We start from the raw sequence: 13,393 nt of genomic DNA, 5'->3' as shown, positions 1-13,393 counted from the left end.
CGGAGTGACGTAACTCACCGGTTCCGTCTCGTCAGTTGGCGAAGACCGTGACCGAGTCCTCGCTCGCGTGCTTCGGCTCCAGTTCCTCGGCGTCGGCGGTGAGCGCCCGGCGCCGTACGAGGACCACGACCGCGCCGAGCAGGGCGGTCACCGCCGCCACCACGAACGGGATGTGGACGTCGGTCCACTCCTCGATCTTCGGCGCGAAGTAGGGCGCGGCCGCCGCGGCGAACCAGCGCACGAAGTTGTAGCCCGCGCTCGCCACCGGACGCGGAGCGTCCGAGACCCCGAGGGCCAGCTCGGTGTAGACGGTGTTGTTCACGCCGATGAACGCGCCGGACAGGATCGTGCAGACGATCGCCGCGGTGTGGTTGCCGTACCCGAGGACCAGCACGTCGGCCGCGAGCAGCACCAGCGAGCCGCCGAGCACCTTGAGCGAGCCGAAGCGCCGCTGCATGCGGGGTGCCACCAGCACCGAGAAGACGGCGAGCAGCACGCCCCAGGCGAAGAACACCGCGCCGGACTTGTACGGCGTCATGTTCAGCACGAAGGGCGTGAAGGCCAGCACGGTGAAGAACGTGTAGTTGTAGAAGAACGCCGAGACCGCGGCGGAGGCGAGGCCGCCGTGGCCCAGCGCCCTGATCGGGTCGAGCAGCGAGGTCTTGCGGGCGGGCTTCGGCTGCTCCTTGAGGAACACCGTGATGCACAGGAAGCCGATCGCCATCAGGAAGGCCGTGCCGAAGAACGGGTAGCGCCAGCTGGCGTCGCCGAGCAGTGCGCCCAGCAGCGGGCCGCAGGCCATGCCGAGGCCCAGGGCGGACTCGTAGAGCAGGATCGCGGCGGCGCTGCCGCCGGCCGCCGCGCCGACGATCACCGCGAGGGCCGTCGAGACGAACAGCGCGTTGCCCAGGCCCCAGCCGGCCCGGTAGCCGACGAGCTGGCCGACGGTGTCGGAGGTGCCGGCGAGGCCCGCGAAGACCACGACGAAGGCCAGGCCGAGCAGCAGGGTCTTGCGGCCGCCGATGCGGCTGGAGACGAAGCCGGTGACCAGCATGGCCAGGGCGGTGATGAGGAAGTACGAGGTGAACAGGAGCGAGACCTGTCCGGCGCTCGCGTCCAGGCCCTTGGCGATGGACGGGAGGATCGGGTCGACGAGCCCGATGCCCATGAAGGCCACGACGGACGCGCCCGCGGTCGCCCACACGGCCTTGGGCTGCCGCAGGATGCTGCCCGCACCCGCGTCGAAGGGATCCATGCTTGCTCTCCAAAGGGGACGAGAGGGGACGGGAGGGGGACAAGAGGGGTGCCAAATGGTTGGCGTATACACATAGTAAGTTAGCTCTGCTAATTAATGCAACATACACCTAGTTCCGCGCACGGGTGATCGTCCTTGACGTGGGCGGGCGAGGGTAGGACCGTGGGGCTCTATGAGGGGCGAACCCAGTTGCCCGAAGTGTGGTGGCCGGGTCAGGGCTCCCGGCCTCTTCGCCGATTCCTGGCAGTGCGACCTGCACGGCATCGTGCACCCGGTCCAGCCCGTACTCCCGCCCAGCGTCGAGGCGCTCGGCGTCGTCGTGCACCGCACGCAGGTGCCGTTGTGGATGCCCTGGCCGCTGCCGGTCGGCTGGCTCTTCACCGGTGTGGCCTGTGCGGGCGACGACCGCAGCGGGGGCCGGGCGACCGCCGTCGCCTGTTCCGGGCCGGGCCCGCTCGGGGGCATCGGTGAGCTGATCCTGGTCGCCGAGGAACTCGGCGTCGGCCTCGGCGCGCGGTACGCGGGCCTCGACGGCCCGGATCCCGGACCGTACCTGGACGTCGAGAAACCGCCCCAGGTCAAGGTCCTGGCCGCGGGCCGCCCCACCCCCCTCTGGCACGTCTCCGGGGGGCCCGTCGACCGTGCCGTCTTCGCCGGGGAGGCCCTCGGCATGTGGCTGTGGGCCGTGGTGTGGCCCGAGCGGTCCGGGCTGCTGATGTACGAGGAGCTGGTGCTGACCGACCTGCGGGACGCCGGTGCCGAGGTGGACCTGGTGCCGTGCGGGGCGCTGTCGCCGCGGCTGATCGAGCCGACGGCGCCGTAGCGCCGCCGGGGGCGGACGGGGCGGCGGGGCGGCGGGGCGGCGGGCCGTGGTGGCGTAGGGGGCGCAGGGGTGCTGCGGGTGTGACGGCGGGGGGTCGAGTTCCGGTTATCCTTGAGCGTCCCCTTCCGTCCCGTCACCGCTTGGAGTCAGCGTCGTGCGTATCGATCTGCACACCCACTCCACCGCGTCCGACGGCACGGACACCCCGGCCCAGCTGGTGCGCAAGGCCGCCGCGACCGGACTCGACGTCGTCGCGCTGACCGACCACGACACCACCCGCGGCCACGCCGAGGCCGTCGCCGCCCTGCCCGAGGGGCTCACCCTCGTCACCGGCGCCGAGCTCTCCTGCCGCCTCGACGGCGTCAGCATGCACATGCTGGCCTACCTCTTCGACCCCGAGGAGCCCGCCCTGCTCGCCGAGCGCGAGCTGGTCCGGGACGACCGGGTGCCGCGGGCCCGGGCCATGGTCGCCAAGCTCAACGAACTGGGCGTGCCCGTCACCTGGGAGCAGGTCGCCGGGATCGCCGGCGGCGGCTCGGTCGGCCGGCCGCACGTGGCCTCCGCCCTCGTGGAACTGGGCGTCGTCCCCACCGTGAACGACGCATTCACCCAGGACTGGCTGGCCGACGGCGGCCGGGCCCACGTGGCGAAGCACGAGACCGACCCCTTCGAGGCGCTCCGGCTGATCAAGGGCGCGGGCGGGGTCGCCGTGTTCGCGCACCCGGCCGCCGCCAAGCGCGGACGCACCCTGTCCGAGGCCGCGATCGCCGACCTGGCGGCCGCCGGGCTGGACGGCATCGAGGTCGACCACATGGACCACGACGCGCAGACGCGGGCACGGCTGCGCGGGACGGCGAAGGAGCTGGGGCTCCTGGTGACCGGTTCGAGCGACTACCACGGCAGCCGGAAGACCTGCGTGCTCGGCGAGTACACGACCGACCCCGAGGTGTACGGGGAGATCACGCGACGGGCGTTCGGGGCGTTCCCCGTGCCGGGGGCCGGCGGGGCCTGAGCCTCACCCTCCGCGCGATCTCCTTCCACTCTTCCCCCTCCTCCGCAAGGCCAGTAGCTCACCCATGTTCGACGTCGCCGTCTTCGGCTCCCTCTTCCTGACCCTTTTTGTCATCATGGATCCCCCCGGGATCACCCCGATCTTCCTCGCGCTCACCTCCGGCCGCCCCGGCAAGGTGCAGAAGCGGATGGCCCTCCAGGCCGTCTGCGTCGCCGGTGGTGTGATCACGGTGTTCGGTCTGCTCGGGCACCAGATCCTCGACTACCTGCACGTGTCCGTGCCCGCCCTGATGATCGCGGGCGGGCTGCTGCTCCTGCTGATCGCCCTCGACCTGCTCACCGGCAAGACGGACGAGCCGAAGCAGACCAAGGACGTCAACGTCGCCCTCGTTCCGCTGGGCATGCCGCTGCTCGCCGGGCCCGGCGCGATCGTGTCGGTCATCCTGGCCGTGCAGAAGGCGGACAGCGTGACCACGCAGGTCTCGGTGTGGGCGGCGATCCTCGCCATCCACGTGGTGCTGTGGCTGGTGATGCGGTACTCGCTGCTGATCATCCGGGTCATCAAGGACGGCGGTGTGGTCCTGGTGACCCGGCTCGCCGGCATGATGCTCTCCGCGATCGCCGTGCAGCAGATCATCAACGGCGTCACCCAGGTGATCCAGGGCGCGTGAGCGCAGCGACAGGGCCCCCGCACGGTGTTCCGTGCGGGGGCCCTGAGCATGTGCGAACAGTCCGCGTTACAAGGCCGAGGTGTCGGCGGGGCGGATCCACAGGCGCTGCCCGATGGCGGCGGCCTGCTGAACGATGCGGTTCACGGAGGCGGCGTCCACGACAGTCGTGTCCACGGGGGTCCCGTCGACGTCGTCGAGTCGCATGACTTCAAAGCGCATGGCCTCTCCCTTGATCTGGTCATCCTCCTGCGGAGAACTACTGGTGTGGCTCCTGGGTCGTCGGTGCCCGGGCTTCCGTAGTGGTCAACGGGATGCCCTCTGCAAACATTCCCTACGCTAAGGAAATTTTTCGCACGACTAATTACTGACAGGTAAGTCGCTTGTTACAGCGCGATAGGTGTCTCGTACAAGACTGACCGGGACCGGTTGTGTTCGTAGCGTGACCGCCGGGACAATGGAGGTGATGAACGACGACCTCGCGTCCCTGAACGCTCGCATCGATCGCACGAACGAGCTGCTCCAGCGCATGCTCGCCGAGGTGGCGAAGACCCCCTCGACCCACGCGATCTTCGTCGACGCCGGTTACCTGTACGCGGCGGCGGGGCGACTGGTGGCCGGGACCGAGGACCGCCGGGCCTTCGACCTGGACGCCGAGGGGCTCATCGAGGCCCTCATCGACAGGGCCCGGACCATCTTCGCCGACAGCCGCCTGCTGCGCGTGTACTGGTACGACGGCGCCCGCCGCCGCATTCACACCGCCGAGCAGCAGTCCATCGCCGAGCTGCCGGACGTCAAGGTGCGCCTGGGCAACCTCAACGCCAACAACCAGCAGAAGGGCGTCGACTCCCTCATCCGCACCGACCTGGAGTCCCTCGCCCGGCACCGCGCCATCAGCGACGCGGCCCTGCTCGGCGGCGACGAGGACCTCGTGTCGGCGGTCGAAGCCGCCCAGGGGTTCGGCGCCCGCGTCCACCTGTGGGGCATCGAGGCCCCCGAGGGCCGCAACCAGGCCGAGCCGCTGCTCTGGGAGGTCGACAGCCAGCGCACCCTCGACCTCGACTTCTTCAAGCCGTACGTCTCCCGGCGCACGGCCCCCGCCGTCGAGGCGACGGGTCTCACCCGCCCGGCCCGGGAGGACGTCCGCTTCGTGGGTGCGCAGATCGCGGCGAAATGGCTGGCGGCCCGGGGGCGCGAGTCCCTCGTCGAGCTGCTCCCCGGCCACCCCTACCTGCCCGGCTCCGTGGACCAGGACCTGCTGGTGGAGGCCGAGGGACTGCTGCAGTACTCGCTGCGCGGCCAGGCCGACCTGCGCCGGGCGCTGCGGGACGGCTTCTGGGAGCACCTGCGGGCGCAGTACTAGAGCCTGCCGGCGGAGTACCGGGGCCTGTCGGCGGAGTACGGGGGCCTGTCCGCGGAGTACTGTCCGCGGGGCTCAGCGCACGTACGGCCGGGGCGGCACGGGATGGTCGTCCCAGAAGTCGGCGAGGGCGCGGGCGGTCGCCAGGGGCTGGTCGGTGTTGGGGGAGTGCTCGGCGCCCGCGACGACCGTCCGGCGCGCGTCCAGCCGCAGGGCCATCTCGTCCAGGAGGGGCACGGGCCAGGTGTCGTCATAGGTGCCCGACAGCACGTGGAACGGCAGCGGTACGGCGGCGAGCTCGGCGACACGGTCCGGCTCGGTGCACAACTGGCGTCCCGTGGCGAGCAGTTGCGCCGGCCTGGTGCCCAGCCAGCGGTCGCGCAGCCGTACCGGGTCCTCCGGTCCGTGGGCGGGGTCCGGGGCGCCGGCCTCTTCCGGCGGTCCCATGGCCTGCATCACGTTCCAGACCTCCGCCATCGTCATCGTGTCCAGCGCGTCCCGCAGCAGCTTCACCCGCTGCCGCTGCGACTCGGAGATCCGCGCCGGGCCCGAGGACATCAGCGTGAGGGAAAGGAACGGGGCGGCGTCGAGCAGGACGGCGGCCCGTGCGATCTGGCCGCCCAGGGAGTGCCCCACGAGGTGCACGCGCGTCCCGAGGGCGGCGGCCTGCGCGAGCACGTCCCGGGCCAGTTCGGCCCGCGCGTACCCTGCCTCGTCGTGCTCGGGCCCGTCCGACTCGTACTGCCCGCGTCCGTCCACGGCGACCGTGCGGTAGCCGCGCGCCCCGAGCGGCCGGTGCAGCAGGGTGAAGTCCTCCTTGCTCCCCGTGAAGCCGGGCAGCATCATCACCACGCCCTTCGGCGCGACCCCGGCGGCCACGGGCGAGTCGACGACGGCGAACTCACCGCGTGCGGTACGCAGCCGGTACGTGCGGGCGTCCGGGGGCGGGCTGAAGGCGGCGTTCCTGCTCACGGGCAGAGGCTATCGGGCGATGCGCACGGGAGTGACGACGCCCAACGCCGTCGGCCCCGTCCCACGTGGGTGGCGGGACGGGGCCGACGGCCCGGGACGAGCGGCGCGGATCAGCTCTCGCCGGCCTCCGCGGGCTGCGCGGCGGCGGCCGTCTTGCGGGTACGGCGGGCCTTCGGCTTCGCCTCCGCCGTCTCGGCACCCGCCGCGGGCGCCTCGACGGCAACCGCGGCCTTACGGGTCCGGCGCCGCGGGGCGGCCTCCGGCTCCTGCGAGGCCTGCGCCGGAATCTCGGCGGCGGCCTCGACGGCCGCGGCCGCCTTCCGGGTGCGGCGGGCCCTGGGCTTCGCGTCCGCGGCCTCGGCGGTGTCGGCGGCGGCTTCCGCTGCCTTGGTGGCGGCCGTCTTGCGGGTGCGGCGCGGCTTGGCCTCGACCTCGGCCTCGGCGTCTGGAGCAGCCTGCACCGCCGGTTCGGCGGTCTTGCGGGTGCGGCGGGTCTTCGGCTTCGCGTCCGCGGCCTCGGCGGTGTCGGCGGCGGCTTCCGCTGCCTTGGTGGCGGCCGTCTTGCGGGTGCGGCGCGGCTTGGCCTCGGCCTCCGCTTCGGCGTCTGGAGCAGCCTGCACCGCCGGTTCGGCGGTCTTGCGGGTGCGGCGGGTCTTCGGCTTCGCGTCCGCGGCCTCGGCGGTGTCGGCGACGGCTTCCGCCTTGGCGGCGGCCGTCTTCCGCGTGCGGCGCGGCTTGGCCTCGGCCTCGGCGTCCGGAGCAGCCTGCACGGCGGGCTCGGCCGCCTTGCGGGTCCGGCGGCGCGGCTTGGTCTCGGCCGGCTCGGACGCGGGCTCGGTCGCTCCCTCGGCCGTGTCGACCGCCGCCTCGGCGGCCGTGGCCTTGCGGGTGCGCCGGCGCGGCTTCTCGACAGGAGCCTCCACCGTCGGAGCCTCGACGACCGCCGGAGCCTCGACGACTGCCGGAGCCTCGACGACTGCCGGAGCCTCGATCGACTCCTCAGTGGCCGGGGCGGCCGGGGCCTCGGCCGCCTTGCGGGTGCGGGTGCGGCGGCGCGGCTTCGTCGGGGCCTCCACGGCCTCCACGACCTCCACGACCTCCGGGGTCTCCACCGTTTCCACGACCGGAGCCTCGGAAGGCGCGAGCGCGGCGTCCTCGGCGGCCTGCGCCGCAGGGGAGTCGGTGCCGGGCGTCGCGGCGGTCTCCTGGCGGCGCGAGGGCTCACCGCTCCGGGTACGGCGCCGGCGGCGCAGCGTGCGGGGACCCTTGTCGCCGTCGGTACCCGCGGAGGCGTCCGCACCACCGGTCACGGCCTCGGCCGCGGGGGCCACGGAGGCCTCCGCGTCCACCGGCGCACCGCCGCGCATCCGACGGCGGCGGCGCGGCGTCGTACGGGACGAACGGTCGCGCTCGCGGTCGCCGGAACGCGAGTCGTCGCGCCCGCCTCGGCCACCCCGGTCGCCACGTCCGCGGCCACCGCGGCCACCGCGGCCGCCCGGCTCGCCCAGGTCCTCGAGCTCCTCCGCGTCGAGCCCGGCGCGGGTGCGCTCCGAGCGCGGCAGGACGCCCTTGGTGCCCTCGGCGATGCCCAGGTCGGTGTACAGGTGCGGGGAGGTGGAGTACGTCTCCGGCGGGTCGTTGAAGCCCAGGTCCAGCGCCTTGTTGATCAGCTGCCAGCGCGGGATGTCGTCCCAGTCGACCAGCGTGATCGCCGTACCCTTCGCGCCCGCGCGGCCGGTGCGGCCGATGCGGTGCAGGTAGGTCTTCTCCTCTTCCGGCGACTGGTAGTTGATGACGTGCGTCACGCCCTCGACGTCGATGCCGCGGGCGGCGACGTCGGTGCAGACGAGCACGTCCACCTTGCCGTTGCGGAAGGCGCGCAGGGCCTGCTCGCGGGCGCCCTGGCCGAGGTCGCCGTGGACCGCGCCGGAGGCGAAGCCGCGCTGCTTGAGCTGGTCGGCCAGGTCGGCCGCCGTGCGCTTGGTGCGGCAGAAGACCATGGCCAGTCCGCGGCCGTCGGCCTGCAGTATGCGGGCCACCATCTCGGGCTTGTCCATGTTGTGCGCGCGGTAGACGAACTGCTTCGTGTTCGCGACCGTCGCGCCCTCGTCGTCCGGCGAGGTGGCGCGGATGTGCGTGGGCTGCGACATGTAGCGCCGGGCCAGTCCGATGACCGCGCCCGGCATGGTGGCCGAGAACAGCATGGTCTGACGCCGGGCAGGCAGCATGTTGATGATCTTCTCGACGTCGGGCAGGAAGCCCAGGTCGAGCATCTCGTCGGCCTCGTCGAGGACCAGGCACTTGACGTGCTTCAGGCTCAGCTTCTTCTGGCCGGCCAGGTCCAGCAGGCGGCCCGGGGTGCCGACGATCACGTCGACGCCCTGCTTCAGGGCCTCCACCTGCGGCTCGTAGGCGCGGCCGCCGTAGATCGCGAGGACGCGTACGTTGCGGACCTTGCCGGCGGTCAGGAGGTCGTTGGTGACCTGCTGGCACAGCTCGCGCGTCGGGACGACGACGAGGGCCTGCGGCGCGTCGGTGAGGGACTCGGGCGCCGCCCGGCCCGCCTCGACGTCGGCGGGGACGGTGACGCGCTCAAGGAGCGGGAGGCCGAAGCCCAGCGTCTTGCCGGTGCCGGTCTTGGCCTGGCCGATCACGTCCGTGCCCGAGAGGGCCACGGGGAGCGTCAGCTCCTGGATCGGAAAGGGAGTCGTGATGCCGACGGCTTCGAGGGCTTCGGCGGTCTCGGGGAGGATCCCGAGGGATCGGAACGTCGTAGTCAGGGTGCTGCCTCTTCTGTGTACGTGGTGCGAGGCGAGCGCGCGGGTCGTGCCGGACCGTGTCGGGGACGTCGGCTGCCTTACGGGTGAGCCGTAGGACACGGGACCTCTGTCGACGCTCCAGCGCTCGTACCACTGAGGGTCCCCCTCCGGAACCCGTACGCAATGCGGCGTACGGCAAGGAGGGCTGTCGGGTCGGAGCCGATCGGGCCACCGACCGGGCATCCTCATGCGTGCGGCCCGACGACGATGTCACGTACCCGTACGTCGCATACTCGGCAGGCGCATTACCACCATACCCCGGATTCGCGCACACGCGATGGCCGATTTCCTCACGTAGTCGTCGTCACACTGACTGACCAGGGCCTTACCGCCGCTGAAGAGCGGGCTATTGTGCGCTGCATGACGAGCTCTGACAAGCCTGGCACCGCCGCAGACGCCCCCGCCGAGACCGCTGGTAACGCCGGTACCGCCGGAACCACCCCGGTCGCCGCCCGCGACTGGGCGGCGGCCGCGGCCGACCCGCAGTACCGCGCCGCGGTCGTGGACCTGCTCGGCGCGCTCGCGTACGGCGAGCTGGCGGCGTTCGAGCGGCTCGCGGAGGACGCCAAGCTGGCGCCCACGCTGGCGGACAAGGCGGAGCTGGCGAAGATGGCGTCGGCGGAGTTCCACCACTTCGAGCGGCTGCGCGACCGGCTGGCCGAGATCGGTGAGGAGCCGACGGGGGCGATGGAGCCGTTCGTGGCCGCCTACGACGGCTTCCACAAGCAGACGGACCCCTCGGACTGGCTGGAGGGTCTCGTCAAGGCCTACGTCGGCGACTCCATCGCGAGCGACTTCTACCGCGAGGTCGCCGCCCGCCTCGACACGGACACCCGCGAGCTGGTCCTCGCCGTGCTCGACGACACCGGGCACGCCGGTTTCGCCGTGGAGAAGGTGCGCGCGGCGATCGACGCCGATCCGCGCGTGGGCGGGCGGCTCGCGCTGTGGGCGCGGCGGCTGATGGGGGAGGCGCTCTCGCAGTCCCAGCGGGTGGTGGCCGACCGGGACGCGCTGTCGACCATGCTCGTGGGCGGGGTCGCGGACGGCTTCGACCTGGCCGAGGTCGGCAAGATGTTCTCCCGGATCACCGAGGCGCACACCAAGCGGATGGCGGCGCTGGGTCTGGCGGCCTGACGCCGTCACCCGGGCCGGGTGTCATCACTCGGGCCGGGCGCAACCGCAGGGGCCGGGCGCCGTCACTCGGGCCGGGTGTCACCACTCGGGCCGGGCGCCGTCGCCCGGGCCCGACGCGGTGCGGACGGTCTGCCGGTCAGGCGGGCGCCGAACTGCGGCGGAGCCTTCCCGCGGGGCGCAGCAGCAGCGACAGCGAGGCCGCGGAGACCGTCGCCGAACCCAGTAGCACCAGCACGAGTCCCCCGGCGCCCAGCGCGGTGTGCGTGACGAACGCCCCGAAGAGGGCCCCGGCGACACCGGTCGGCAGGACGAGGAGCGGCGCGGGCAGACGGTGCGGCAGACGGTGCGCGGCCGCCCATGCCAGGGCGAGGCCGAGAAGTGCGGCGCTGAGCGCTTCCAAGATCATGTCGGGGTCCCTCCCACATGGCCGGCCTGCCCCAAACGGTCACAGCCGACTTACCCCTGACCTGCGGAATGCAATCCTCCCCCTGTGGGTGAACTGTGCTCCGCCAGTGAACGGGAGTGGGGGGAGCCGGAAACGCGAAGACGGGTGGGGCCCGGCGGTGTGTCACCGCCGGGCCCCACCCGTTCTACGTCCGTCGTCCCGCGTCCGGCGGCTACAGCGCGCCGAAGCCCACCTTGCGCGGGGCCGGCTCGCCGATCTCGATGTAGGCGAGCCGGTCGGCCGGCACCAGGACCTTGCGGCCGTGTTCGTCCACGAGGCTCAGCAGCTGCGACTTGCCGGCCAGTGCCTCGCCCACCACGCGCTCGACCTCCTCGGCGCTCTGACCGCTCTCCAGAACGATCTCGCGGGGCGCGTGCTGCACGCCGATCTTGACCTCCACGGCTATGTCCCTCCGACGGTCAGTAAGTGCGCGATCTTCCGCGCCGTACCAGCACACATTAGCCCGGTGAGGGGACGTACACGCAGCGTCGGAGAACGCCAGGAGCGAACAGCCGGCGGGAACAGAACCGGTGCCGCGGTCCTCAGTGCTGCTCGGTGCCGTGCAACGGGAAGCCGGCGATGCCACGCCAGGCCAGCGAGGTCAGCAGCTGCACCGCCTGGTCGCGGGGCACGCTGCGGTCGCTGTGCAGCCAGGAGCGCGCCACCACCTGCGCGAGACCGCCCAGTCCCGAGGCCAGCAGCATCGACTCCGCGCGCGAGAGGCCGGTGTCCTCGGCGATGACGTCGCAGATCGCCTCCGCGCACTCGTTCGTCACCTTGTCCACGCGCTCGCGCACGGCGGGCTCGTTGGTCAGGTCCGACTCGAAGACCAGGCGGAAGGCGCCGCCCTCGTCCTCGACGTAGGCGAAGTACGCGTCCATCGTCGCCCGGACGCGCTGCTTGTTGTCGGAGGTCGACGCGAGCGCGCTGCGCACGGACTGGATCAGTGCCTCGCAGTGCTGGTCCAGCAGGGCGAGGTAGAGGTCGAGCTTGCCGGGGAAGTGCTGGTACAGCACCGGCTTGCTGACGCCTGCGCGCTCGGCGATGTCGTCCATCGCGGCCGCGTGGTAGCCCTGGGCCACGAACACTTCCTGTGCGGCGCCCAGCAGCTGGTTGCGTCGGGCTCGGCGGGGAAGGCGTGTGCCCCGCGGGCGTACCGCCTCTGTCTGCTCGATGGCTGTCACGCCGCCTCCCATAGTCGTCCTCGTGCGGTGTGCGCCGCGTTGACATCGTACTTTTCGGTAACCGTGGTGTGTGTGCTGCGAGCGCAGAATTTCACGGACCGGACGGTGGCGAAAGCCGCACAACAGGTTTCAAAAGGAGCCAGACCGGGCAAAGATCGGCCTCCGTTTCGGTGTTCAGCGGTAGTCGTCCTCGTCGTGCGAGACGACCCGGGCCTGCTCGGCCAGGTCCGCCTCGTTGGCGCGGTCCGGCTCGACGCCGGTCAGCGGCTCGTCGCGCTCCTGCCCGATGTCCGCCCGCTGCTCGGCGGCGTCGGCGTCGGGCGCCTCGACGTCGCGGTCCTCCGGATCCGGTGCCTGCGCCTCGTCGTCGAAGGTGTCGGGGTCGGTCGGGTCGACGGTCATGCTGGGCTCCCTTCCTACGGACGTCCCCGGGGTGCAGGGGTCACACGCGGGTGCCCACTTCACGAGCCTAGGAGACACCCGATCCGGACGCCATGCGTCGCCGGTCCCGGTCTTGTGCGCCCGGTCCCGGCGCCGACGGCATCCGTACCCGGGCGACGCGCCGCCGCAGCACCCTTGTGACGGCGAACACATGAACCACTGCGTGATCGTCTCGTAACATTGCCGCATGCCTTCGACCGAGCCGCCGTCCGTGCCGCCCGCCAGCGTGCTGCCGAAGGTCGCGGCCGTCAGGGTCGCGGACGGGGAGCGGCTCAGGTCGGTCCACCTCCCCGGCATCACCCTGACGGTGCGGTCGAGACGGCCCGCCCGCGAGGGGCTGCCGCCCGCCCTCTACGTCCACGGCCTCAGCGGCTCCTCGCAGAACTGGTCGGCGCTCATGCCGCTGCTGGACGGCGTCGTCCACAGCGAGGCCCTCGACCTGCCCGGCTTCGGCGACTCCCCGCCGCCGGACGACGGCCACTACTCGATCACGAGCCACGCGCGCGCGGTCGTCCGCCACCTCGACGCGTCCGGGCGCGGTCCCGTGCACCTGTTCGGGAACTCGCTGGGCGGCGCCGTCGTCACCCGCGTCGCCGCGGTGCGTCCCGACCTGGTGCGGACGCTGACCCTCGTGTCGCCCGCGCTGCCGGAGATCCGCGTGCAGCGCAGCGCACTGCCGACGGGGCTGCTGGCGGTGCCGGGGGTGGTTCCGCTGTTCAACCGGCTCACCCGGGAGTGGACCGCGGAGCAGCGGGTCCGTGGCGTGACGGCACTCTGCTACGGAGATCCGGGGCGGGTGACGCCGGAAGGCTTCCGCAACGCGGTGCAGGAGATGGAGCGGCGGCTGCGGCTGCCGTACTTCTGGGACGCCATGGCGCGTTCCACCCGGGGACTCGTCAACGCGTACACGGTGGGCGGCCAGCACGGACTGTGGCGACAGGCCGAGCGGGTTCTCGCACCCACGCTCCTGGTCTACGGTGGACGCGACCAACTCGTCGGCTACCGCATGGCCCAGCGGGCCGCCCGCGCCTTCCGTGACTCCCGGCTGCTGACCCTGCCGGACGCGGGACACGTGGCGATGATGGAGTATCCGGAAGCCGTTGCCACGGCGTTCCGCGAACTCCTCGCGGACACCGCGGACGCTGCGGACACCGCGGCTGCCCCGGACACGGTGGGCACCGCGGACGCGGTGGGCACCGGGAAGCCGGCGGGTGGCGAGAGGACCGACGGGGCCGTCGACGACGAGCCCGCCAACCAGACGTCAGGAGGCTGAGGCGCGAC

Annotated in this window: 14 protein-coding genes; 6 read left to right on the top strand and 8 right to left on the bottom strand. The window is 72.3% G+C overall.

Annotation, left to right across the window (positions count from 1 at the left end; genetic code table 11):
• Window positions 1-31: 31 nt before the first annotated feature.
• Complete coding sequence (locus ACH4D3_RS21535; RefSeq protein ID WP_398324186.1) at window positions 32-1,255, bottom strand: MFS transporter; 1,224 nt, start codon at window positions 1,253-1,255, stop codon at window positions 32-34.
• A 172-nt stretch (window positions 1,256-1,427) separates the two neighbouring features.
• On the opposite strand from ACH4D3_RS21535, the gene ACH4D3_RS21530 reads away from it, so the two are divergent.
• The 3 genes from ACH4D3_RS21530 (at window position 1,428) to ACH4D3_RS21520 (ending at window position 3,760) form a co-directional block, all read left to right on the top strand.
• Window positions 1,428-2,078: a DUF6758 family protein gene (locus ACH4D3_RS21530; RefSeq protein WP_193486358.1), complete on the top strand. Its 651-nt coding sequence runs from the start codon at window positions 1,428-1,430 to the stop codon at window positions 2,076-2,078.
• 154 nt (window positions 2,079-2,232) lie between these two features.
• Entirely contained in the window at window positions 2,233-3,090 is an 858-nt protein-coding gene (locus tag ACH4D3_RS21525; RefSeq protein WP_398324184.1) for a PHP domain-containing protein, read from the top strand.
• A 64-nt stretch (window positions 3,091-3,154) separates the two neighbouring features.
• Entirely contained in the window at window positions 3,155-3,760 is a 606-nt protein-coding gene (locus ACH4D3_RS21520; RefSeq protein WP_003973815.1) for a MarC family protein, read from the top strand.
• 66 nt (window positions 3,761-3,826) lie between these two features.
• Here ACH4D3_RS21520 and ACH4D3_RS21515 read toward each other — a convergent pair whose 3' ends face one another.
• On the bottom strand, window positions 3,827-3,979 hold the full coding sequence (locus ACH4D3_RS21515) for a hypothetical protein (RefSeq protein WP_007444413.1): 153 nt from the start codon (window positions 3,977-3,979) through the stop codon (window positions 3,827-3,829).
• Window positions 3,980-4,214: 235 nt separating this feature from the next.
• On the opposite strand from ACH4D3_RS21515, the gene ACH4D3_RS21510 reads away from it, so the two are divergent.
• On the top strand, window positions 4,215-5,120 hold the full coding sequence (locus tag ACH4D3_RS21510) for an NYN domain-containing protein (protein ID WP_398324371.1): 906 nt from the start codon (window positions 4,215-4,217) through the stop codon (window positions 5,118-5,120).
• A gap of 72 nt (window positions 5,121-5,192) precedes the next feature.
• On the opposite strand, the gene ACH4D3_RS21505 is transcribed toward ACH4D3_RS21510, so the two are convergent.
• Both ACH4D3_RS21505 and ACH4D3_RS21500 read right to left on the bottom strand, forming a co-directional pair.
• Window positions 5,193-6,089, bottom strand: a complete 897-nt coding sequence (locus ACH4D3_RS21505) for an alpha/beta fold hydrolase (protein ID WP_398324182.1) — start codon at window positions 6,087-6,089, stop codon at window positions 5,193-5,195.
• 110 nt (window positions 6,090-6,199) lie between these two features.
• Window positions 6,200-8,764, bottom strand: a complete 2,565-nt coding sequence (locus ACH4D3_RS21500; protein WP_398324180.1) for a DEAD/DEAH box helicase — start codon at window positions 8,762-8,764, stop codon at window positions 6,200-6,202.
• A gap of 504 nt (window positions 8,765-9,268) precedes the next feature.
• Between ACH4D3_RS21500 and ACH4D3_RS21495 the strand changes: the two genes are divergently transcribed.
• Window positions 9,269-10,042, top strand: a complete 774-nt coding sequence (locus ACH4D3_RS21495) for a ferritin-like domain-containing protein (RefSeq protein WP_398324178.1) — start codon at window positions 9,269-9,271, stop codon at window positions 10,040-10,042.
• A 136-nt stretch (window positions 10,043-10,178) separates the two neighbouring features.
• Here ACH4D3_RS21495 and ACH4D3_RS21490 read toward each other — a convergent pair whose 3' ends face one another.
• The 4 genes from ACH4D3_RS21490 to ACH4D3_RS21475 form a co-directional block, all read right to left on the bottom strand.
• Window positions 10,179-10,448, bottom strand: coding sequence for a hypothetical protein (locus ACH4D3_RS21490; protein ID WP_398324176.1), 270 nt, complete (start codon window positions 10,446-10,448; stop codon window positions 10,179-10,181).
• A 211-nt stretch (window positions 10,449-10,659) separates the two neighbouring features.
• A complete protein-coding gene (locus ACH4D3_RS21485) occupies window positions 10,660-10,887 on the bottom strand; it encodes a DUF3107 domain-containing protein (RefSeq protein ID WP_115744078.1) in 228 nt (75 codons plus the stop codon).
• A gap of 142 nt (window positions 10,888-11,029) precedes the next feature.
• Entirely contained in the window at window positions 11,030-11,671 is a 642-nt protein-coding gene (locus ACH4D3_RS21480) for a TetR/AcrR family transcriptional regulator (RefSeq protein WP_398324174.1), read from the bottom strand.
• Window positions 11,672-11,845: 174 nt separating this feature from the next.
• Window positions 11,846-12,073 (bottom strand): hypothetical protein, encoded by a 228-nt coding sequence (locus ACH4D3_RS21475; RefSeq protein WP_361004023.1) that lies wholly within the window; start codon window positions 12,071-12,073, stop codon window positions 11,846-11,848.
• Between the two features lie 226 nt (window positions 12,074-12,299).
• Here ACH4D3_RS21475 and ACH4D3_RS21470 point away from each other — a divergent pair, with 226 nt between their 5' ends.
• Window positions 12,300-13,385 (top strand): alpha/beta fold hydrolase, encoded by a 1,086-nt coding sequence (locus tag ACH4D3_RS21470; RefSeq protein ID WP_398324172.1) that lies wholly within the window; start codon window positions 12,300-12,302, stop codon window positions 13,383-13,385.
• Window positions 13,386-13,393: the final 8 nt, after the last annotated feature.

The sequence above is a fragment of the Streptomyces sp. NPDC018026 genome (assembly GCF_044327745.1).
Lineage (GTDB): Bacteria > Actinomycetota > Actinomycetes > Streptomycetales > Streptomycetaceae > Streptomyces > Streptomyces rubrogriseus.
Note: the sequence above shows the minus strand (reverse complement) of the source record. Positions and strands in the feature narration are given on the sequence as shown.

Coding starts and splice junctions, on each gene's coding strand:
- ACH4D3_RS21535 (WP_398324186.1), bottom strand. CDS start 1,255: ATGGATCCCTTCGACGCGGGTGCGGGCAGCATCCTGCGGCAGCCCAAG.
- ACH4D3_RS21530 (WP_193486358.1), top strand. CDS start 1,428: ATGAGGGGCGAACCCAGTTGCCCGAAGTGTGGTGGCCGGGTCAGGGCT.
- ACH4D3_RS21520 (WP_003973815.1), top strand. CDS start 3,155: ATGTTCGACGTCGCCGTCTTCGGCTCCCTCTTCCTGACCCTTTTTGTC.
- ACH4D3_RS21515 (WP_007444413.1), bottom strand. CDS start 3,979: ATGCGCTTTGAAGTCATGCGACTCGACGACGTCGACGGGACCCCCGTG.
- ACH4D3_RS21510 (WP_398324371.1), top strand. CDS start 4,215: ATGGAGGTGATGAACGACGACCTCGCGTCCCTGAACGCTCGCATCGAT.
- ACH4D3_RS21495 (WP_398324178.1), top strand. CDS start 9,269: ATGACGAGCTCTGACAAGCCTGGCACCGCCGCAGACGCCCCCGCCGAG.
- ACH4D3_RS21490 (WP_398324176.1), bottom strand. CDS start 10,448: ATGATCTTGGAAGCGCTCAGCGCCGCACTTCTCGGCCTCGCCCTGGCA.
- ACH4D3_RS21475 (WP_361004023.1), bottom strand. CDS start 12,073: ATGACCGTCGACCCGACCGACCCCGACACCTTCGACGACGAGGCGCAG.
- ACH4D3_RS21470 (WP_398324172.1), top strand. CDS start 12,300: ATGCCTTCGACCGAGCCGCCGTCCGTGCCGCCCGCCAGCGTGCTGCCG.